Genomic DNA, 20,289 nt, shown 5'->3' with positions numbered 1-20,289 from the left:
AGATTATTGCGCCGCGTGCGAACCGGCATTCTGGCCAAAACGGTTCTCGATATAATCGGCAACCATCTTCTGGAATTCCTTGGCAATGCCCGCACCGCGCAAGGTAGCCACCTTCTTGCCATCGACAAAAACAGGAGCCGTTGGCGTTTCGCCGGTTCCGGGCAGTGAAATGCCAATATCAGCCATCTTGGATTCGCCCGGTCCATTGACGATACAGCCCATGACGGCCACGTTCAAAGCCTCAACACCGGGGTACTTCTCCCGCCAGACCGGCATGTTGTCGCGAATATCGCTCTGGATCGACTGCGCCAATTCCTGAAACACTGTTGATGTGGTGCGCCCGCAACCGGGACATGCGGCAACAATCGGGATGAATTGGCGAAAACCCATGGTCTGCAGCAATTCCTGCGCAACCTGCACTTCGCGGGTGCGATCGCCATTGGGCTCCGGCGTCAGTGATATGCGGATCGTATCGCCGATGCCCTGTTGCAGGAGAATGCCAAGCGCCGCCGACGAGGCAACAATACCCTTGGAACCCATACCGGCTTCGGTGAGGCCAAGATGCAGCGCGTGGTCACAGCGCCGTGCCAGTTCCGCATAGACGGCAATCAAGTCCTGCACCTGACTGACCTTGGCGGAAAGAATGATTTTTGAGCGTGGCAGGCCGATTTCTTCGGCCAGTTGCGATGAAATCAGCGCAGACTGGACGATAGCTTCACGCGTGACCTGTTCCGCCGTCAATGGCGCACCTGCCGCATGATTCTGGTCCATCAGTGCTGTCAGCAATTCCTGATCGAGCGAGCCCCAGTTGACGCCGATACGCACCGGCTTGTCATAACGGATCGCCATTTCGATAATGGCACCGAACTGCGCATCCTTCTTGTCCCTGAAACCGACATTTCCAGGATTGATGCGATACTTCGCCAAGGCTTCAGCGCAAGCCGGGTGGTCGGCCAGCAGCTTGTGGCCGATATAATGGAAATCACCGACCAGCGGCACATCAAGGCCAAGCCGGTCCAGCCGTTCGCGGATTTTCGGCACCGCAGCGGCGGATTCGTCCCGGTCGACGGTGATACGGACAATTTGCGAACCGGCCCCCGAAAGCGCAGCCACCTGAGCCACCGTACCATCCACATCGGCCGTATCCGTGTTGGTCATTGACTGCACAACGACGGGCGCGCCTCCGCCCACCATGACTCCGCCCACGTCCACACCAACAGAGGTGCGGCGGGCAAAAGGCTGCGAATAATAGTCAGACATCGTCAAACTCCAGATATTCCCCTCACGTGGCGCAGGGAATGCATTGTGTCAACACCATGTGACATTAACGCGGCAAATTCAAAGCAAATGCATCTGACGATCACGGCACAGTGAACCACATGACAAACTGTTCACGTGCCAAAGCTGGTAATTTTGCTGCAATGCAATATATTCCACACACCTTCAACACGGGTTGTTAAGACGGTTATTTACACCAAAGGAAGTATCTCATGGCCAAGAAGACCGCAGTCGTTACAGGTTCCAACTCCGGCATCGGACTGGGTTCCGCCCACGCGCTCGCAGCGGCGGGTTACAATGTGGTGATCAATTCCTTCACCGACCGCCCCGAAGATCACGATCTCGCCAAGGAGATTGCCGCCAAGCATTCCACCGGCGTTGCCTATATCAAGGCTGACATGTCCAAGGGTGATGAATGCCGCGCTCTGATCGATCAGGCTGCCGCGACATTCGGCAGCGTGGACGTGCTCGTCAACAATGCCGGTATCCAGTTTGTTGCACCCGTTGATGAATTCCCGACGGAAAAATGGGATGCAATCATCGCCATCAACCTGACCTCTGCATTCCACACAACGGCTGCTGCGCTTCCCTATATGAAAAAAGCCGGATGGGGCCGCATCATCAATATTGCCTCAGCCCACGGTCTGCGCGCCTCACCATTCAAATCCGCCTATGTGGCTGCAAAGCACGGCGTTCTCGGCCTGACCAAAACAGTGGCACTGGAAGTTGCCGAAAAGCACATCACCAGCAATGCCATTTGCCCCGGTTATGTCCTGACACCACTCGTCGAGGCACAGATCCCCGATCAAATGAAAGCGCACAATATGGATCGCGAAACGGTGATCCGCGAAGTCATGCTCGACAAGCAGGCAACCAAGGAATTTGCCACCGTTGAACAGATCGGCGCGACCGTCGTCTTCCTCGCCAGCGATGCAGCTGCACAGATCACCGGCACATCCATCTCCGTCGATGGCGGCTGGACGGCGCAGTAATGAATCACAAACCCAAAGCCATCAACATCGCGCTTCAGGGCGGCGGTTCGCACGGCGCCTTTACCTGGGGCGTTCTGGACCGGATTCTTGAAGATGGGCGCTTGACCATCGAAGGTATTTCCGGGACCAGCGCCGGTGCGATGAATGCCGTGGCACTGGCCGATGGCTGGAGCCGCAATGGTGCCGAGGGCGCCCGCGAGAAACTGCACGAATTCTGGCGGGCTGTTGGCCGCACCGGGCAATTCAGCCCGGTCCAGCGCACGCCATGGGACCGGTTTTTTGGTAACTGGTCCGTGGAAAACGGCGTCGGCTATAATCTGTTCGAGCAGTTCTCGCGCATGTTTTCACCTTACGAATTCAACCCGTTCAACCTCAACCCCTTGCGGGATGTGGTTGAGCGCGAGATTGATTTCGACCGGGTGAAAGCCTGTTCGCAGCTCAAACTGTTTATCTCGGCGACGAACGTGGAAAGCGGCCGCCTGCGCGTCTTTTCCCAATCGGAACTGAACGCCGACGTCGTAATGGCTTCCGCCTGTTTGCCCTATATTTTTCAGGCGGTGGAGATCGGTGGAGAGCCCTATTGGGACGGCGGTTATGGTGGCAATCCCGCGCTCTATCCCTTCTTCTACTCGACCAAGGCCGAAGATGTGCTGCTCATCCAGATCAACCCGATCGAGCGGCGTGGTGCCCCCAAGACCGCCCGCGAAATCACCGATCGTATTGACGAGATCACGTTCAACGCGGCGCTCTTGCGGGAATTCCGCTCGATTGCCTTCGTCAATTCGCTGATCGATGGCGGCAGGCTCGAGCACGGCGAATATAAGCATATCCGTATGCATCGCATCGACGCCGATGTGGCACTGGCGGGTCTGGCTGCATCGTCAAAAATCAATGCGGAATGGGCATTCCTTGAATATCTGCGCGACCTTGGCCAAGCGGCGGCCGATGACTGGCTGGAAGAGCATTTCGATGCAATCGGCGAACATGCCACGCTGGATTTGTCCGATGAACTGTCACCGGAAATGAATGTCGGCCTCAAGACCAAAAAGACCGGGCGGCGGGTTACCGACTTCCTCCTCCAGCGCAAGAAACCCGTTGGCGCGGCAAGGCGCCGGGCGTAATAAATGGCGGCTAGTTCAAAGGCTGGCCGCCACCATCATCAAGCTTGCGGGCTCTCGTTCCGATCGGCACTTGATGCAAGATTTGCCATCAGGAAAACCACCACAAGCAAGCAGGCAAGCACCATATAAACAGGACCAAAACCGGTCCGGCCACCCACAAATCCAATGGCGGATGGTGCGACGAGAATGCCGGAATAGCCCATCAGCGTCACGAGACTAAGAGCAACGCCTGACGACGTTCCCTTCTGATTACCCGCTGCTGAAAAAGCAATTGGCACCATATTGGCAATACCCAGACCCGAAAAAGCGAAGGCCAGAATGGCAATCCATGGCGTCGGCGCAAGGCTCGCGATCAGCATGCCCGATGCACCAATCAACGCGGAAACGCGCAAGGTTTTCACCGCGCCGAAGCGGTTGCGAACACCATCACCCAGAAAACGCATCACCGACATGGTTCCCGAGAATGCCGCAAAGGCAAAGCCCGCCGTGGCAATATCCGCACCACGCTCCTGCTTGAGATAAAGGGCGGCCCAGTCCAGCACCGAGCCTTCCGGAATCATGGAGAACAACGCCATGATGCCGATCAGATAGATCAGTGGATTGGTCGGAAAAGCCAGCTTTCCCTTCTTTTCATGCACGACAGGCGCTTCTTCCGTGATCATGTAGCGGAATGCGACAAGGCCCAGAACAACGGCAATCGCGGTGACAACAGCCGCATGAATGAGATGACCATGGGCTTCAATGAGCAATCCGCCCAGCGCACCACCGGCAAACCCACCAAGACTCCAAAAGCCGTGCGAAGACGACATGACCGCGCGGGACAGTTTCTTCTCCACTTCCACTGCATTGGCGTTCATCGCCACATCCATGCCGCCTATGACAGCGCCGAAGAGAAACAGTGCGGGCGCAGCGGCGTAAAGATTGGGAGCCAGCGCCACCAGCAGCAAGGAAAAGCTGCAGAAGATCGCAAAACCCTGCACCACCGCACGCGAACCATATCTGCCAATGAGATAACCGCACCAGGGCATGGCCGCCAGAGCGCCGAGGCCAAAGACCAGGATCATCAGGCCGAGCGTGAATTCGCTGATGTGCAGCCGCGTCATGAAAACCGGGATCTGCGGCGCCCAGCTGCCGATCAGAAAACCATTGAAGAAGAAAGCACAGGCCACAGCCCAGCGGCCATAAACAGCTTTCCTGCGATAGACAGAGGCATCCATAATTTTATCACCGGCTTGAATTTCTGATAGAGCCGACATCACGCACCGCGACTGTCAGCTATGACGATTTCAACACCCACACCGCGTATCCGTTCAACAATCGATGGATCGGCCGTTTCATCGGTGATGAGCGTGGAAATGATCGATATGGGTGCAATGGCAAAGGGCGCCTGCTTGAGCAGTTTTTCAGCTGTCGCAAGGAGAATGACTTCATTGCTCGCCTTGCTCATTGCCAGTTTCAAATGGGCATCTTCATAGTTCTCGGCGCGCAACGTCAGACTTTCGTCTATGGCGCAGGCACCAAGCACACAGTAATCGACATGCATGAGTTGCACTTCGGCAAGGGGCGACTGCCCGATAACGCTGCGGGTGAACCGGTTCAGCGTCCCACCGAGGAGAATGACCTCACACAATGGATGGTCGAGAGCAGCGGAGGCAATGTCAGGCGAACTGGTGATGATGCGCATTTGAAGATTGACAGGCAGAGCGCGGACAAATTCGAGCACCGTTGTGCTGGAGTCCAGCAGCATTGTCGAATTTGGTGCAATTCTTTCAGCCGCGGCCATGGCGATCGCCTTTTTACCGGCGGTTTCATCCTTGGCGCGCTGTTGAAAGCTGCGAAAGCTTGAACTGCTGCGTGCCGCACCGCCATGGAAGCGTTGAACGAGACCCGCCTCTGACAATTCGCGCAGGTCGCGGCGGATGGAATCCTCCGAAACACCGAATTCCACCGCAACGGCGTTTGCCAGAACACGGCCGGATTCATTGACCCGTTTGAGGATCATGCTTTTTCGTTCATCCGGCGATAGGTCTTTGGTCATTAGGTGATGCTCTGCAAGTGCACGGTTCCGCGCTCGGCACAGAACGTAATTGCACGCACCATATTGCACATATGGTTTCTTTTCAATGCCTGTTTATGCCGATATGTGCACAAATGGGCGTGTGCGTGTTATATCCGGTGATGAGAGGTGGTTCGTGGTTCGACAAGCTCACCATGGGGGAGAGCGAGGATGCAACGCTAATCTTGGAGATAGCAGATCAAAAAGATCACCCATCACGATAGTTGCAGAACTTGACTCCCGTTCATCACCCATCTCCCTCATGGTGAGCTTGTCGAACCACGCAACACCACCCCACCATCGCTCAACACCCTCACTCGTAAACGGCGAGCAGGTCCTTTGCATCGATCTGGTCACCCGCACGCACCAGAATTTCAGCCAGTGTGCCATCACGCTCGGCGCGCAAGGCTGTTTCCATCTTCATGGCTTCAATGGAAAGCAGCACGTCGCCCGCATTGACCTTCTGGCCGACCGTGACGCCCACGGTGGAAACAATACCCGGCATGGGCGCGCCGACGTGCTTGTCATTGCCAAGTTCCGCCTTGCGCCGGATACCAACACCGCTTGCACGGGTGCGGTCAGGCACTTTGACACGCCGTGGCTGGCCGTTCATTTCGAAGAACACGGTGACCATGCCCTTCTCATCCGGCTCACCCACAGCAAGATTACGCACAACCAGCGTCTTGCCCCGTTCAATATCGAGGAAGACTTCCTCTTCCTGCGCCAGACCATAGAAATAGACATGCGTCGGCAACACGCTTGTCGGGCCATAGGTCCCGTGCGTTACCGCAAAGTCGGTAAAGACTTTTGGATACATAAGGTAAGATGCGAATTCCTGGTCAGTGACCTTGCGTTCCAGCTTCTCCTCGATCTCCTTACGCTCCGCCACCAGATCAGCCGGTGCCAGCAATGAGCCGGGCCGTTCTGTGAACGGCTTCTCGTCTTTCAATATCTTCTTCTGGATATCCTTCGGCCAACCCTTTGGCGGCTGGCCAAGATCGCCGCGCATCATCGATACGACGGAGTCGGGGAAGGAAATATCCTTATCCGGGTTCTTCACATCCGCAACCGACAGGTCCTGACTGACCATCATCAGCGCCATGTCGCCGACAACCTTCGACGAGGGCGTAACCTTGACGATATCGCCGAACATCTGGTTGACGTCGGCATAGGCCTGCGCCACCTCATGCCAGCGCGTCTCAAGGCCGAGCGAGCGCGCCTGTTCTTTCAGATTGGTAAACTGGCCTCCCGGCATTTCGTGCAGATAGACTTCCGACGCCGGGCCCTTCAGATCGCTTTCAAACGCCGCATATTGTGTACGCACCGCTTCCCAATAGAACGAAATGCGACGAATCCATTCCGGATCAAGGCCGGGATCGCGCTCCGTACCCTTGAGCGCCTCGACAATCGAGCCAAGGCATGGCTGTGAGGTATTGCCCGATAGAGCATCCATGGCGGCGTCAACCACATCAACGCCTGCATCCACAGCGGCAAGCACTGTCGCCGCTGAGATACCTGACGTGTCATGGGTATGGAAATGCAATGGCAGATCGGTTGCCTCGCGCAGTGCCTTAAACAATACCTTTGCAGCACCCGGTTTCAGCAGACCAGCCATGTCCTTGATGGCGATAATGTGCGCCCCGGCCTTTTCGACTTCCTGCGCCAGACCGGTGTAATATTTCAGATCATACTGCGGCCGGGCCGAGTTCAGGATATCGCCGGTATAACAGATGGAAGCTTCACAGAGCTTGTTCTCTTCCAGCACCGCATCCATGGTGACACGCATATTCTCGACCCAGTTGAGACTGTCGAAAACGCGGAATACATCAACACCGCTACGCGCGGCCTGCTGCACGAAATACTTGACCACATTGTCAGGATAGCTCTTGTAACCAACACCATTGGCACCGCGCAAAAGCATCTGCAGCAGGATATTCGGCGCAGCTTCCCGCACTTCGGCAAGCCGCTCCCACGGATCTTCAGTCAGAAAGCGCATGGAGACATCGAACGTCGCGCCGCCCCAGCATTCCAGCGAGAAAAGCTGCGGCAAAGCACGCGCATAGGTGCCTGCCACCCGGGCAATATCAAACGTGCGCACGCGTGTTGCCAGCAGGGACTGATGGCCGTCACGCATGGTGGTATCAGTAAACAGCGCGCGCTTTTCATTGCGCATCCACTCGCCGAACTTCTTTGGTCCAAGCTGATCGAGAAGCTGCTTGGTACCATCGGGAATAGGCGTTTCGATAAATGGCACCCGTGGCAGCGCCGCCTCTTCCGGTGGTGTCGCACGGCCCTTGGTTTCCGGATGGCCATTGACAGTCACATCGGCCAGATAGGTCAGAAGCTTGGTGGCACGGTCCTGCCGCTTCACCTGCTCGAACAGCTCAGGCGTCGTGTCAATGAACTTCGTCGTATAGCTGTTATCGGCGAATTTCGGGTGGGTAATGATGGCTTCGAGGAAGGTCAGATTGGTGGCAACACCGCGAATACGGAACTCGCGCAGGGCGCGGTGCATACGCTGGATTGTTTCATCCGCGGTTGGCGACCAGGCGGTAATCTTTTCCAGAAGCGGATCGTAATAGCGGGTGATAACCGCACCGGAATAGGCTGTGCCGCCGTCAAGCCGGATACCGAAGCCTGTCGCGCCACGATAGGCAGTGATACGGCCGTAATCCGGAATGAAATTCTGCTCAGGGTCTTCCGTGGTGATACGGCACTGCAAGGCATGGCCGTTCAGTTTGATGTCTTTCTGGGCAGGAACACCAGATTCCGGCGTGCCAATGGTGGCGCCTTCGAGAATACGGATCTGCGCCTTGACGATATCGATGCCGGTAACTTCCTCGGTGACCGTATGCTCAACCTGAATGCGTGGATTGACCTCGATGAAATAGAACTGGTCCGTGTCGGAATCCATGAGGAATTCGATTGTACCCGCACCGATATAACTGGTTTCCTTGGCGATCTTCAGACCGTAATCCGCGATCTCCTTGCGCTGCGCCTCGTTGAGGTAAGGTGCTGGAGCGCGCTCGACAACTTTCTGGTTGCGCCGCTGGATTGAGCAGTCGCGCTCAAACAGGTGCACCGCATTGCCATGGGTATCACCGAGAATTTGTACCTCGACATGGCGCGCCCGCTGCACCAGCTTTTCCAGATAGACTTCATCCTTGCCGAAAGCGGCCTTCGCCTCGCGCTTGCCCTCGGTTACCTCACGGGCAATATCGTCAGGCGAGAAAATGGCGCGCATGCCGCGACCGCCGCCGCCCCACGACGCTTTCAGCATCACGGGATAGCCGATTGTTTCGGCCAGCTTCTTCACCTCGTCCATATCGTCAGGCAGCGGTTCCGTTGCCGGGACAACCGGAACGCCGATCTCGATAGCCAGATTACGCGCCGCAACCTTGTTGCCTAGGCGGCGCATGGTTTCGGGCTTCGGCCCAATGAATATGATCCCGGCTTCGCCGCACGCCTCGGCAAACTCCGGACTTTCGGAAAGCAACCCATAGCCCGGATGGATGGCATCCGCGCCTGATAGCTTTGCCACGCGGATGATTTCCTCAATCGACAGGTAGCTTTCAATCGGCCCCATATCCTTGGCAAGATGCGGTCCACGCCCAACCTGATAGGATTCATCCGCCTTAAAGCGGTGCAGCGCCAGCTTGTCTTCCTCTGCCCATATCGCCACGGTTTTCATGCCAAGCTCGTTGGCGGCACGGAAAACACGGATGGCAATTTCTGATCGATTGGCGACGAGGATTTTCTTGATAGGCAAAGCGAAAACTCCGAAATCTTATAGACGCAATATGAGCGATGAAACCCATGCTGGGCGGGGTGATTGCTGCACTGCAAACAATGCATATTGATCACAAGATAGTGAAATGTCCAACGGCAAAATGCCCCACATTTGGACAGCTATTTCACTGATTGTGTCGAGGCGAAAACTCATTGCTGGAAGTAAGTGTACTTGCCATCCGGCCCCTTTTTCCATTCATACATTACATAGCCGGGAAACTTCGGGTCCCCCTTCTCGTCAAAGGCGAGATCACCCAGAACGGTCTTGAAGGGACCATTGGCTTTCAACGCCTTGGCGACTGCTTCCGGATCGTTTGATTTGACTGCCGTAGCGGCTGCGGCAATCGCCTGCGCCGCACCATAGGTGTAGAGCGTAAAGGCCTCCGGTTCGAAGCCTGTCGCACGGAATTTCTTGACCAGTTCGTCATTGGCAGGATTGTTGCGCGGGTCGGGGCCGAAGGTGTTGAGTGTGCCCGCAATGGCATCACCGGCAATTGCTGCCAGTTCATTGGACACGATGGCGGCACCCGACATGAACTGCACTTTCAGGCCCTGATCGGCGAGTTGCCGGATAATCAGTCCGGCCTCCGTATGCAGACCGCCCCAATAGAGCAAGGTAACACCATTTTCCTTCGCCTTGGAAACAAGAGCCGAATAGTCCTTGTCGCCCGCATGCACGCCCTCGAACAGGACCTCCGTCATGCCATGGGCATTGAGGGCCTTCTTCGTTTCATTGGCAAGTCCTTCGCCATAGGGTGTCTTGTCGTGAACAATGGCGACTTTGGCATCCTTGAAATGCTCGGCAATATAGGCACCAGCCACCACACCCTGCTGATCGTCGCGCCCACAGATGCGGAAAGCATTCCACAGTCCGCGCTCGGTGAAATTGGGATTGGTCGAAGCGGGCGTTACCTGAAGAATGCCATTCTCGGCATAAACATCCGAAGCGGGAATGGATACGCCGGAATTGTAATGCCCAATGACAAATTTGACGCCATCCGCCGCAAATTTATTGGCAATGGAAACGCCCTGCTTCGGATCGGATGCGTCATCGCCAAAGGTTAGAGTGACCTTTTCACCATTAATGCCTCCAGCCGCATTGATCTCCTCGAATGCCATCTCGGCACCCTTGCGCATCTGTGCGCCAAAAGCCGCATTAGGACCGGTCAGTGGCGCACCAATGCCGACCAGAATGTCCGCATGCGCCTGACTGGCCAGCATAAGCGTAATAGCGACCGCAACGCCCTGTAGTGACAATGATTTCATGCAACGGCTCCCCCTGCGCCTGAAAATAACATCAAAAGAGAAGGCAAAATCTTCAATGCGCAACATTTATTGCGTTGCACACGACACATAGTGCGCACAGCGAACTCAAATGTCCAAAACAAAATGCCCGGCACAAGGGCCGGGCATTTCGCATCTATATAGAGATCGGAAAGGCTTACTGCTGAACGTAAGTGTACTTGCCGTCCTTGTCCTTCTTCCATTCATACATAACGTAACCTGGAAGCTTTGGATCGCCCTTCTCGTCGAAGGAAATATCGCCGAGAACCGACTTGAACGGGCCCTTTTCCTTCAGAGCCTTGGCAACGGCCTGAGGATCATTCGACTTTGCAGCGGTTGCCGCTCCAACGATAGACTGCAGGGCCGCATAGGAATAAAGCGTGTAGGCTTCAGGCTCGAAACCGGCCTTACGGAACTTATCAACCAGTTCCTTATTGGCTGGGTTGGTGCGTGGATCGGGACCGAACGTATTCAGTGTACCGACAACGGCGTCACCGGCAATCGCGGCAAGCTCGTTGGTTACAATGCCATCGCCCGAGATGAACTTGACCTTGAGACCCTGATCAGCCAGCTGGCGGATAATCAGACCAGCTTCGGTGTGCAGGCCACCCCAATAAAGAACGGTAACACCGGCCTGTTTCGCCTTGGCGATGAGTGCCGAGAAATCCTTGTCGCCAACATTGACGCCTTCATAAAGGACTGGCTTCAGGCCCTTTGCTTCAATCGCCTTCTTGGTTTCATCGGCAAGGCCCTGACCATAAGGCGTCTTGTCGTGAATAACGGCGATCTTCGCGTCTTTGAAATGCTCGGCAATATAGGCACCGGCAATGGCACCCTGCTGATCATCACGACCGCATGTGCGGAATGTGTTCCACAGGCCGCGTTCGGTGAAAACAGGATTGGTTGCAGCAGGCGTTACTTCAACGATGCCGTTTTCCGCATAGACTTCTGATGCAGGAATGGAAACACCGGAGTTGAAGTGACCAATAACGAACTTGACGCCATCGGCTGCGAACTTGTTGGCAACGGAAACACCCTGCTTGGCATCGGAAACGTCGTCGCCGAGAACGAATTTGATCTTTTCGCCATTAACGCCGCCAGCAGCATTTACGACTTCTGCAGCCGCTTCTGCACCCTTCTGAATCTGCGCGCCATAAGCGGCGTTCGGGCCGGTCAACGGAGCGCCGATACCGACCAGAAGATCAGCATAGGCATGACCGCCCAAAGCGAGCATTGCTGCAACGGCAACACTCGAGAACAGTGACTTCTTCATTTGAAAACTCCCATTTTCTAGGTACTTACGAAACCCCTAACGATAGGATTTTCCCATCGCTTGAAGACCACATTTGCCGATTTTCCGGCGGTTGTCACGCTGATTCATTTCGCGTCAGCGAGATTGATTAGACCCCTGTTCTGTCCTTGAACGAGAAGGGAGAAACTTTTTCATAGAGCCAATGATATTGCTGAACCATCTGGTTTGTGCGGGTGTAGCGATAGCCCAATGTGCCGATGATAATCAGCACGATGGTATCGATGACGTAATAGTGCAATGTCACCATTGTGCCCTCAAACAGGGCAAAATGAATGAAGCGTACGGCAACGCCCAGAAGCAGCATGTAGAAAATCAGGATCGTATAGGAGCGCCACGTCTTGGCGCACGCCCGTCCCGCCATCCATGCGGCCCAGCCCCCCATGAGGCAGGTCACCAGCACAAACAGCCAGAGTGAGGATTCTTCGTACAGAATGCCTTGCATGGCAATGTTCCCCTTGCAGCACCGGACTTCCCAGACCCGCTGGAAAGCCGGTCCTATTCTTGTTAGTGACGTCCGCCTTCAAGATAGGCTGCGCGCACTTCCGGATTGGCGAGAAGATCTTTGCTCGATCCACTCATCGTCACGATGCCATTGACCATCACATAGCCGCGGTCCGCCAGCTTCAACGCGCCGAAGGCGTTCTGCTCAACCAGAAACACGGTGAGACCCGTCGACCTGTTCAATTCCTTGATCGCCTCGAAAATATGCTTGATGATCAAAGGTGCAAGGCCAAGCGATGGTTCGTCCAGCAGGAGCAAACGCGGGCGCGCCATCAATGCCCGGCCAATGGCCAGCATCTGCTGCTCACCGCCCGACAAGGTGCCGCCACGCTGATTGATACGCTCCTTCAATCGCGGAAACAGCTCAAAGACCTTGCGCACGTCCTCGTCATAAAATTCCAGATTATCGAGGCTGGCACCCATCTGCAGATTTTCCTGCACGGTCATGCGCGGGAAAATGCGGCGGCCTTCCGGCGACTGGGCAATACGCAAGCGCGCGATCTCATGCGTCGGCATTTGCGTAATATCCCTGCCGTCGAACATCACACGGCCGGTGCGGGCACGCGGCATGCCGAAAATGGTCATCATCAGCGTCGACTTGCCGGCACCATTGGCGCCGATCAGCGTGACGATTTCTCCCGCATCCGCATGGACGCTGACACCGCTGAGCGCACGGATATTGCCGTAGTAGGTTTCAACATTCTCGATGCTGAGAAGGGCTCCGGATTTCGGAAGAGGTTGTGTTTGCGACATTACTTAGCCCCTCCGGTCTTTTTCGCAGCCGGTTTAATCTGGCTTTCTTTAGCAAGCTTCTTGGCCTGACCGATCCAGTCTTCGCGTGCGATACGCCCGTCAAAGGCAAGATAGGCTTCGGCCGCGATCACATCGGCTTTCTTCCACGCGGCAATCTGGTCGAAGTGGAAAATACCATGTTCGTTGAGCTTACGCTCGTTAACCGGACCAATCCCTTTGATCACAATCAGACTGTCCGGCTTGCCACCGCGCGGCGCGGCGAGTGCATTGGATGTTGCTCCCGCCTTGATGGCTGGATCAACAGGCTTCGCAACCGTCTTTGCTTTCGCAGGTGCTTTGGCAGTGGCCGGTTTGGCTGGCGCTGCCTTTGCCGCTTTCGTTGCAGGCGTGGATATGAGCGGCGCAGCGGATGGTTCCGCATGGGTCACTTCGATTTCGTGGATGGCTTCGGTCGACAACAGATCAACCGCTGCCGTGATGTCATCACTGCCGGTTGCCGCAGCGTGCTCGATCAGTTCGACGACCTCTTCGTCCTCGACACCGAGATAAGCCGCAATAACCTTCGGATCGTTCTTAACCGTTTCAGGCGTACCGTCGGAAATCTTGGTGCCATACTCCAGAACGATGACGTGATCGGAGATTTCCATCACCACCGACATGTCATGCTCGATCAGGATGATGGATGTTCCGGTCTCTTTGCGGATATTCAGCAGGAGCTGATTAAGCTCCGCCGATTCACGCGCATTGAGGCCCGCTGCAGGTTCATCCAGGCAGAGAAGCTCGGGATCCGTACACATGGCACGGGCAATCTCGAGACGCCGCTGCGCACCATAGGGCAGATCGCCCGCAGGATCATCGGCGCGGTCAACCAGATTGATCTTTTCCAGCCAGAAGCGAGCCTTTTCGATCGCGTCCGCAGCGGCCTTCTTATAGGTCGGAAAGCCGAGAAGACCGAGAATCGTATAGCCCGATGACAACATCAGCGGATTGTGCTGGGCAACCAGAAGATTTTCCAGAACCGTCAAACCCGAGAACAACCGGATATTCTGGAATGTACGCGCCACCTTCGCCTTCTTGGTGATGACGAAATCGCTCATGCGCTCCAGAAGATATGTTTCGCCATTGTCGCGGGTCATGGTCAACATGCCCTCAGTCGGCTTGTAGAAACCGGTGATGCAATTGAAGACCGTGGTCTTCCCCGCACCGTTCGGGCCGATCAGGGCAGTAATGTCCCCGCGTTTGGCTTCAAAGTTCAAATCATTGATGGCAACGAGGCCACCAAACTTCATCGAGAGATGCTCAACGCGCAGCACGGCATTGGGATTGTTACGCACTTCCGAAACCATCAGCCGTGCCCTTCTTTCGTAAACTCGCTGGAGATCATCTTACGTTCATGCAGAAAGGCGCTCGGTTCTCGATTGCCGACAAACCCGCGTGGCTTCCACACCATGACCACAATCATGGCGAGACCGAACAACAGCATACGATAGAGCTCCGGCGTAAAGTCATTGCCAAAGATCAGCTTGAGGAATTCCAGTTCGCGCAACAGCTCCGTGCCGCCGATCATGACAGCCGCAGCAATGGCAATACCGATGAGCGAGCCCATACCGCCGAGCACCACGATGGCAAGAATGATTGCCGATTCAAGAAACACGAAGGATTCGGGGCTGACGAAGCCCTGACGGGCAGCAAAGAACGACCCGGCGAAACCACCGAACATTGCACCCGTGGCAAAAGCCGTGAGCTTCGTCGTTGTCGTATTGATGCCGAGCGAACGGCAGGCAATTTCGTCTTCACGCAAAGCTTCCCACGCACGGCCGATCGGCATACGGCGCAGCCGGATTGTTACCCAGGCTGTCAGCAGCGCAAGGAACAGGATGAGGTAATAGAGGAAGATTTTGTAGTAGACGCCGGAGTTCGGCAGCCCGAAGGTCGCGGCAAAACCGGTGGGTCCAGTTGTGAAAGGAATACCAAACAGCGTGGCCTTGGCAATGCCGGATACACCGAACGTGCCCTTGGTCACCACGGTCCAGTTGATCAGCACCAAACGGATGATTTCACCGAACGCCAACGTGACGATGGCCAGATAGTCGCCCCTCAGCCGCAGCACGGGGAAGCCAAGAACAATACCCCACATGGCGGCAAAAATACCGGCCATTGGCAATAGCAGCCAGAAAGAAAGACCGAAATGCGTGGAGAGCAAAGCGTAGGAATAGGCACCCACGGCATAGAAGGCGACATAACCAAGATCGAGCAGACCGGCGAGGCCCACAACGATATTGAGACCCCACGCCAACATCACATAGATCAGAATCTGGATGCCGAAATTATCGACATATTTCAGCGAGCCCTGCACACCACTCTGGAACGCCCATTGTCCCGTCGCTGCAAAATTGATCAACGCGAGGATAAGGATCACCAGAAACGGATAGATAAACAGCAAAGCCAAGCCAAAGCGTGAGACCGTTGCCTTGAGCGAGCGACGGTCAGCTCTGGCAGCGGCAGACACTTTTGATTTCGCCAGCTTTGCCCGTTCCCGTGAGGGCGTGATGAAAGCTGCGAAAATGAAGCGGCCAATCGCAGCCACAGCTACGAAGATCGCCAGCAGGCCCCAGCGCTGAACAAGGACAAGCTCATTGTTGATGTTCTGGTCGGTGCGGAAACCGACAACGAGGAAGAACAGGCCGAAGGCGATCAACCCGGCGAAAACCGCCTCTTTGGTGGCCTTGAGGTAGACGGAATCCTGTCCTGAAGCTTGGATATCAGCCATAAGCTTAAACCTTTTCGACTTCGGGCCGACCAAGAATGCCGGAGGGCAGGAAGATCAGGACGATTGCAAGGATGGAGAAAGCGGCCACGTCCTTGTAATCAATGGAGAAATAAGCGGACCACAGCGCCTCGATCAATCCGATCAGCAATCCACCCACGACAGCGCCGGGCAATGAGCCGATACCGCCGAGCACCGCAGCCGTGAACGCCTTGACGCCGGGGGTAAAACCATCGGTGAAGGAGATAACGCCGTAGAACATGAGGTAGAGCGTTCCAGCGACAGCTGCGAGCATGGCGCCCATGACGAAGGTCATGGAGATCGTTTTGTCCACATCGATGCCGAGCAGCGCAGCCATCTTGCGGTCCTGCTCACAGGAACGCTGTGCACGGCCAAGCGTGGTACGGTTGACGAGATACCAGAATGCGGCAAGCAGGATTGCGGTTACCACGACGATGACCATCTGCTTGTAGGCGATGGTGATGCCTGTTCCGTAGATGGTAATGCCGCCATTGACGAGCGGAGGAATCGGCTTGTTGCGCGGGCCCTGTGTGACCTGCACGAAATTCGACAGGGCAATCGACATGCCGATCGCCGTGATCAACGGCGCGAGGCGGAACGAGCCGCGCAATGGCCGGTATGCCAGACGTTCGATTGTCCAGCTCCAAAGGCCTGTCAGCAGCATGGCGACAAGCATCATCAGGAGCAGTGCAAGCACAACAGGCACACCGCCAATAAAAGTGGTTAAAGCAAGAAAAACGATCATCGCCATAAACGCGCCAAGCATGAAAACATCGCCATGGGCGAAGTTGATCATGCCGATGATCCCGTAGACCATCGTGTAGCCGATTGCGATTAGGCCGTAGATTGAACCTAGTGTCAGACCGTTGATCGCTTGCTGGATGAAGTACTCCATCGCAACGATACCCCTCATTTTCATTGGGAAGTTTCTTATCCGGTTTTTTTATCCGGTTCCCATTTACCCCAACTTCTTTACACGTAACGTCTGCGTTAAAGAAAGCAACAGCTTTTTTACTGCAAACAGCGGCTTCACATTTGCTGGCACACTCTGTGCGAAATTTTTCACCAAATTTTCATCGATCATTGACGAAACTTATGGCAGATGCCTCATATTTAACGGAATTACCTATCCCCGCCTTATTGTCCTGATGGGTCTGGCCAACCTCACTTGACCACAAATCCGTGAGCGAAGGGATCGCGATCATCAATGAAGATCGTGTTGTAACCGGTCATCCGTGCCCAGCCCGCAACCGACGGTATGATTGCCTGCCGTTCGCCCACATTTGTCGCTGCCTCGACACGGCCGTGGAACAGAGATCCAATGATTGATTCATGCACGAAGTCATCACCGGGCTTCAACTTTCCTTTTGCCGCCAGTTGCGCCATACGGGCTGACGTGCCGGTTCCGCAGGGTGAACGGTCAATCGCCTTGTCGCCGTAGAATACCGCATTGCGCGCATGCGCTTCCGGCTTGGTCGGCGCACCGGTCCACAAGATGTGACTGAGCTTGTTGATATCTGGTTTTTCCGGATGCTGGAACGAATAGCGTTCGTTCAACCGCTCGCGCAGGACCGGGCTCCAGCCAATGAGATCAAGCGCGCGATAATCGACCATATCGCGGAAATTTTTCTGCGGATCGACGATCGCATAGAAATTGCCGCCATAGGCAACATCCACATGCAGCGTTCCAAGATCAGGGCATTCAACTTCGAGGCCTTCTGCATAAAGAAAGGCCGGAACATTGGTAATGCGCACGCCGGTGACATATTCGCCTTCCTGCGTGTATTCGGCGATCACCAGACCGGCAGGTGTATCAAGCCGCAGCACGCCCGGCGTTTTCGGCGTGATCAACCCGTGTTCGATGGCCATCGTCACCGTACCGATGGTGCCATGGCCACACATGGGCAGACAGCCCGATGTTTCGATGAACAGCACCGCCACGTCGCAATCATCGCGGGTTGGCGGATAAAGGATTGAGCCGGACATCATATCATGCCCGCGCGGCTCAAACATCAGACCCGTGCGAATCCAGTCGAATTCACGTAGGAAATGCGCGCGCTTTTCCATCATGTTTGAACCGGTCAGGTTGGGTCCCCCACCCGCCACGAGGCGTACCGGGTTGCCGCAGGTGTGACCATCGACACAAAAGAAAGAATGACGCGCCATGATATTCTCGAAGTCCTAAAAGCGTTGCGGGTAAAACGGATCGATCGGGATAGCGGGTCTGCGGCCCTCGACCAGATCACAAATGAGGCGGCCCGTGGCAGCGGACTGGGTCAATCCCAGATGCCCGTGACCAAAGGCATAGAGAATATTCTTGCTTCCTTTTGCGTAGCCAATCACCGGCAGGGAATCGGGCATGGACGGACGATATCCCATCCACTGGCGACCGCCAGAGATATCAAGATCGGGCAAGAAGGTTTTGGCTTTTTGCAACATGACTTCCGAGCGCTTGTAGTTGGGTGGCAGGTCCAGTCCGCCCAGTTCCACCGCACCGCCAACGCGCACACCGGTTTCGAGCGGCGTCACAACAAAGCCATGGCCGGAAAAAATCAACTGGCATTTGACGTCTATCGCACCCGTTGGCAGGGTCGTGTTGTAGCCACGCTCCGTATCAAGCGGAATATTGTCGCCAAGATGCCTTGCCAAGCGGTGCGACCAGGCACCCGCAGCAATGATAAGCTTGTCCGCTTCGATGATCCGTCCATCTGCAATCCTGACAACCCCGCCAGCATTATCAGCTGCAACTGAAACCACATCTGCGCGTTCGAACCGCGCGCCAAGTTTTTCCGCATAGGCCCACAGACCCTTGCCGACATGCTGGGGATCACTGACTGTTTTCCATCCGGGAACGAAGGTTCCCGCAACAAAGCGTGGCGACAGGCCCGGCTGGGATTCAGCCAATGCCTCGCCACGCAGATGTTCGAACGCTATTCCAGCTTTGTCGCGCGCAGCCCAGCCGGGCAACGACAGATTAAGTTCGTGCTCGCTCTCGTAGAGTTCAAGCGAACCGTCTTCGCGTACCATATGCCGTATACCGGCACGCTGCATCAACCCAAGCATCTCAGGTTCGGCAAGACGCATCATTGCGCCCTGAGCTATGGTTGTTCGCTCCAATACATCGGGACGGCTGGCGCGCCAGAACCGGTAGAGCCACGGCGCCAGCTTCGGCAAATAAGAAGGACGGATGGTGAAAGGCCCGAGAGGGTCCATCAGCCAACCCGGAACCTTGCCCATGACCCCTTTGGACGCCATCGGCAGAATATCGGAAAAAGCCAACGCCCCGGCATTGCCGGAGCTTGTGCCTTCGCAAATGCCCTGACGGTCAATCACCAGAACCTTGCGTCCGGCTTCGCCAAGAAAAGCCGCGATAGCGATGCCGACAATGCCGGCACCGATAATGACAATATCCTGCTTGTCCCAGTGGGCGCTCATTGCCTGATCTCAGAGAACAGGCAGTTTTGGCCGTGATGCGATCGCATCCTTGACGATCTTGTCGACAACAGCCCGGCGCTCACCGCGCAGAGGCTGGCGCGGCAGGCGCACACGATCATTGGTTCCAATTTCATGGACTTCCGCCAATTTGATGTTCTGCACAAGATAGGTGGAGACATCAAGGTCGAGCAAGGGGCGGAACCAGCGATAAATCTCAAGCGCTTCCGCATAGCGGCCCGCACCAATGAGCTTGTAGATCGCAACCGTCTCCTTCGGGAATGCGGTGACGAGCCCGGCAACCCAGCCGATGGCACCGGTTGTCAGTGCTTCGAAAGCAAGATTGTCAACGCCGGTAAAGAGATCAAAACGCGTACCGAATGCATTGATGATATCGCTCGTGCGGCGCACATCATCCGATGATTCCTTGATCGCTACGAAATGCTTGTCCGATGCAAGCTCGGCCAGAATTTCACTGGTAATGTCGACGCGGTAAGCAATGCGGTTGGAATAGATCATCACAGGCAGATCACCAGCGGCTGCAACAGCCTTGAGCGTTATGACCGTTTCTTCCGGGTCGGTATGATAAATCGGGCTTGGGACCAGCATCAGCCCATCGGCACCGGCCTTGGCGGCCCGCTTGGCCAGCGCAGCGCCATCGCGTGTCGCCGCTTCGTTGATGGTCAGAAGAACGGGCTTGCCCTTGGCGACGTTTTGCGCGGTCTTCAGCACTTCAAGCTTTTCGTCATGGCTCAGCATCGGGCCTTCGCCCAGCGACCCCGCAACGATGAGGCCATCGCAACCCGCATCCATCAGGAGAGAGAAGCAACGTTCCATTTCCTTGTGATCGAGTTTATCATCATCAGTGAATTTGGTTGTAACAGCAGGGAAAACGCCTGACCACATGTCTCTTCTCCTTCTTGATATATCAGAAATATATCTGTAGAGCATGTGGCTGTCAATTGCCTTGAATAGAAAGTTCG

General features: G+C 55.6%; 16 protein-coding genes. 2 read left to right on the top strand and 14 right to left on the bottom strand.

Going from position 1 to position 20,289, the window contains the following annotated elements; all coding sequences use genetic code 11:
• Nucleotides 1-3: 3 nt before the first annotated feature.
• A complete protein-coding gene (gene ispG / locus BLU05_RS10390) occupies nt 4-1,275 on the bottom strand; it encodes a flavodoxin-dependent (E)-4-hydroxy-3-methylbut-2-enyl-diphosphate synthase (protein WP_175540579.1) in 1,272 nt (423 codons plus the stop codon).
• A 215-nt stretch (nt 1,276-1,490) separates the two neighbouring features.
• Here ispG and BLU05_RS10385 point away from each other — a divergent pair, with 215 nt between their 5' ends.
• Both BLU05_RS10385 and BLU05_RS10380 read left to right on the top strand, forming a co-directional pair.
• On the top strand, nt 1,491-2,270 hold the full coding sequence (locus tag BLU05_RS10385) for a 3-hydroxybutyrate dehydrogenase (RefSeq protein ID WP_091879735.1): 780 nt from the start codon (nt 1,491-1,493) through the stop codon (nt 2,268-2,270).
• Nucleotides 2,270-3,391: a patatin-like phospholipase family protein gene (locus tag BLU05_RS10380; RefSeq protein ID WP_091879733.1), complete on the top strand. Its 1,122-nt coding sequence runs from the start codon at nt 2,270-2,272 to the stop codon at nt 3,389-3,391. Before BLU05_RS10385 ends, BLU05_RS10380 begins: the two co-directional genes overlap by 1 nt.
• A gap of 38 nt (nt 3,392-3,429) precedes the next feature.
• On the opposite strand, the gene BLU05_RS10375 is transcribed toward BLU05_RS10380, so the two are convergent.
• The 13 genes from BLU05_RS10375 to BLU05_RS10310 all read right to left on the bottom strand — a co-directional run bounded on the left by BLU05_RS10375 (nt 3,430) and on the right by BLU05_RS10310 (nt 20,212).
• On the bottom strand, nt 3,430-4,608 hold the full coding sequence (locus BLU05_RS10375) for an MFS transporter (RefSeq protein WP_091880236.1): 1,179 nt from the start codon (nt 4,606-4,608) through the stop codon (nt 3,430-3,432).
• A gap of 38 nt (nt 4,609-4,646) precedes the next feature.
• Nucleotides 4,647-5,429, bottom strand: a complete 783-nt coding sequence (locus BLU05_RS10370; RefSeq protein ID WP_091879732.1) for a DeoR/GlpR family DNA-binding transcription regulator — start codon at nt 5,427-5,429, stop codon at nt 4,647-4,649.
• Nucleotides 5,430-5,760: 331 nt separating this feature from the next.
• Complete coding sequence (pyc, locus tag BLU05_RS10365) at nt 5,761-9,216, bottom strand: pyruvate carboxylase (protein WP_091879730.1); 3,456 nt, start codon at nt 9,214-9,216, stop codon at nt 5,761-5,763.
• 170 nt (nt 9,217-9,386) lie between these two features.
• Nucleotides 9,387-10,502, bottom strand: a complete 1,116-nt coding sequence (locus BLU05_RS10360; RefSeq protein ID WP_091880235.1) for a branched-chain amino acid ABC transporter substrate-binding protein — start codon at nt 10,500-10,502, stop codon at nt 9,387-9,389.
• 175 nt (nt 10,503-10,677) lie between these two features.
• Nucleotides 10,678-11,793, bottom strand: coding sequence for a branched-chain amino acid ABC transporter substrate-binding protein (locus BLU05_RS10355; RefSeq protein WP_091879729.1), 1,116 nt, complete (start codon nt 11,791-11,793; stop codon nt 10,678-10,680).
• Between the two features lie 127 nt (nt 11,794-11,920).
• The gene (locus BLU05_RS10350; RefSeq protein ID WP_091879727.1) at nt 11,921-12,274 is read right to left on the bottom strand and encodes a DUF6867 family protein; all 354 of its coding nucleotides are present in this window, start codon (nt 12,272-12,274) and stop codon (nt 11,921-11,923) included.
• A 62-nt stretch (nt 12,275-12,336) separates the two neighbouring features.
• Nucleotides 12,337-13,086 carry an ABC transporter ATP-binding protein gene (locus BLU05_RS10345; RefSeq protein WP_091879726.1) on the bottom strand — a complete coding sequence of 250 codons (750 nt, stop codon included), beginning with the start codon at nt 13,084-13,086 and terminating at the stop codon, nt 12,337-12,339.
• Nucleotides 13,086-14,432, bottom strand: a complete 1,347-nt coding sequence (locus BLU05_RS10340) for an ATP-binding cassette domain-containing protein (protein WP_091879724.1) — start codon at nt 14,430-14,432, stop codon at nt 13,086-13,088. Before BLU05_RS10340 ends, BLU05_RS10345 begins: the two co-directional genes overlap by 1 nt.
• Complete coding sequence (gene livM / locus BLU05_RS10335) at nt 14,432-15,856, bottom strand: high-affinity branched-chain amino acid ABC transporter permease LivM (protein ID WP_091879723.1); 1,425 nt, start codon at nt 15,854-15,856, stop codon at nt 14,432-14,434. The genes BLU05_RS10340 and livM overlap by 1 nt, the downstream gene beginning before the upstream one ends.
• A 4-nt stretch (nt 15,857-15,860) precedes the next feature.
• Nucleotides 15,861-16,769 (bottom strand): branched-chain amino acid ABC transporter permease, encoded by a 909-nt coding sequence (locus BLU05_RS10330; RefSeq protein ID WP_091879721.1) that lies wholly within the window; start codon nt 16,767-16,769, stop codon nt 15,861-15,863.
• A 269-nt stretch (nt 16,770-17,038) separates the two neighbouring features.
• Nucleotides 17,039-18,040 (bottom strand): 4-hydroxyproline epimerase, encoded by a 1,002-nt coding sequence (locus tag BLU05_RS10320; RefSeq protein ID WP_091879718.1) that lies wholly within the window; start codon nt 18,038-18,040, stop codon nt 17,039-17,041.
• 15 nt (nt 18,041-18,055) lie between these two features.
• Nucleotides 18,056-19,309 carry an NAD(P)/FAD-dependent oxidoreductase gene (locus tag BLU05_RS10315; protein ID WP_091879717.1) on the bottom strand — a complete coding sequence of 418 codons (1,254 nt, stop codon included), beginning with the start codon at nt 19,307-19,309 and terminating at the stop codon, nt 18,056-18,058.
• 9 nt (nt 19,310-19,318) lie between these two features.
• A complete protein-coding gene (locus BLU05_RS10310; RefSeq protein ID WP_091879715.1) occupies nt 19,319-20,212 on the bottom strand; it encodes a dihydrodipicolinate synthase family protein in 894 nt (297 codons plus the stop codon).
• Between the last annotated feature and the right edge of the window lie 77 nt (nt 20,213-20,289).

This window comes from Phyllobacterium sp. OV277 (genome assembly GCF_900104355.1).
Classification (GTDB): domain Bacteria; phylum Pseudomonadota; class Alphaproteobacteria; order Rhizobiales; family Rhizobiaceae; genus Phyllobacterium.
This window is presented reverse-complemented; position numbering and strand designations above follow the sequence as displayed.

Excerpts from the sequence above, each read along its gene's own strand:
- BLU05_RS10375 (WP_091880236.1), bottom strand. The coding sequence starts at position 4,608 with ATGGATGCCTCTGTCTATCGCAGGAAAGCTGTTTATGGCCGCTGGGCT.
- BLU05_RS10370 (WP_091879732.1), bottom strand. The coding sequence starts at position 5,429 with ATGACCAAAGACCTATCGCCGGATGAACGAAAAAGCATGATCCTCAAA.
- BLU05_RS10355 (WP_091879729.1), bottom strand. The coding sequence starts at position 11,793 with ATGAAGAAGTCACTGTTCTCGAGTGTTGCCGTTGCAGCAATGCTCGCT.
- BLU05_RS10310 (WP_091879715.1), bottom strand. The coding sequence starts at position 20,212 with ATGTGGTCAGGCGTTTTCCCTGCTGTTACAACCAAATTCACTGATGAT.
- BLU05_RS10360 (WP_091880235.1), bottom strand. The coding sequence starts at position 10,502 with ATGAAATCATTGTCACTACAGGGCGTTGCGGTCGCTATTACGCTTATG.
- BLU05_RS10330 (WP_091879721.1), bottom strand. The coding sequence starts at position 16,769 with ATGGAGTACTTCATCCAGCAAGCGATCAACGGTCTGACACTAGGTTCA.
- BLU05_RS10345 (WP_091879726.1), bottom strand. The coding sequence starts at position 13,086 with ATGTCGCAAACACAACCTCTTCCGAAATCCGGAGCCCTTCTCAGCATC.
- BLU05_RS10340 (WP_091879724.1), bottom strand. The coding sequence starts at position 14,432 with ATGGTTTCGGAAGTGCGTAACAATCCCAATGCCGTGCTGCGCGTTGAG.
- livM (WP_091879723.1), bottom strand. The coding sequence starts at position 15,856 with ATGGCTGATATCCAAGCTTCAGGACAGGATTCCGTCTACCTCAAGGCC.
- BLU05_RS10315 (WP_091879717.1), bottom strand. The coding sequence starts at position 19,309 with ATGAGCGCCCACTGGGACAAGCAGGATATTGTCATTATCGGTGCCGGC.
- BLU05_RS10385 (WP_091879735.1), top strand. The coding sequence starts at position 1,491 with ATGGCCAAGAAGACCGCAGTCGTTACAGGTTCCAACTCCGGCATCGGA.
- BLU05_RS10350 (WP_091879727.1), bottom strand. The coding sequence starts at position 12,274 with ATGCAAGGCATTCTGTACGAAGAATCCTCACTCTGGCTGTTTGTGCTG.
- BLU05_RS10320 (WP_091879718.1), bottom strand. The coding sequence starts at position 18,040 with ATGGCGCGTCATTCTTTCTTTTGTGTCGATGGTCACACCTGCGGCAAC.
- BLU05_RS10380 (WP_091879733.1), top strand. The coding sequence starts at position 2,270 with ATGAATCACAAACCCAAAGCCATCAACATCGCGCTTCAGGGCGGCGGT.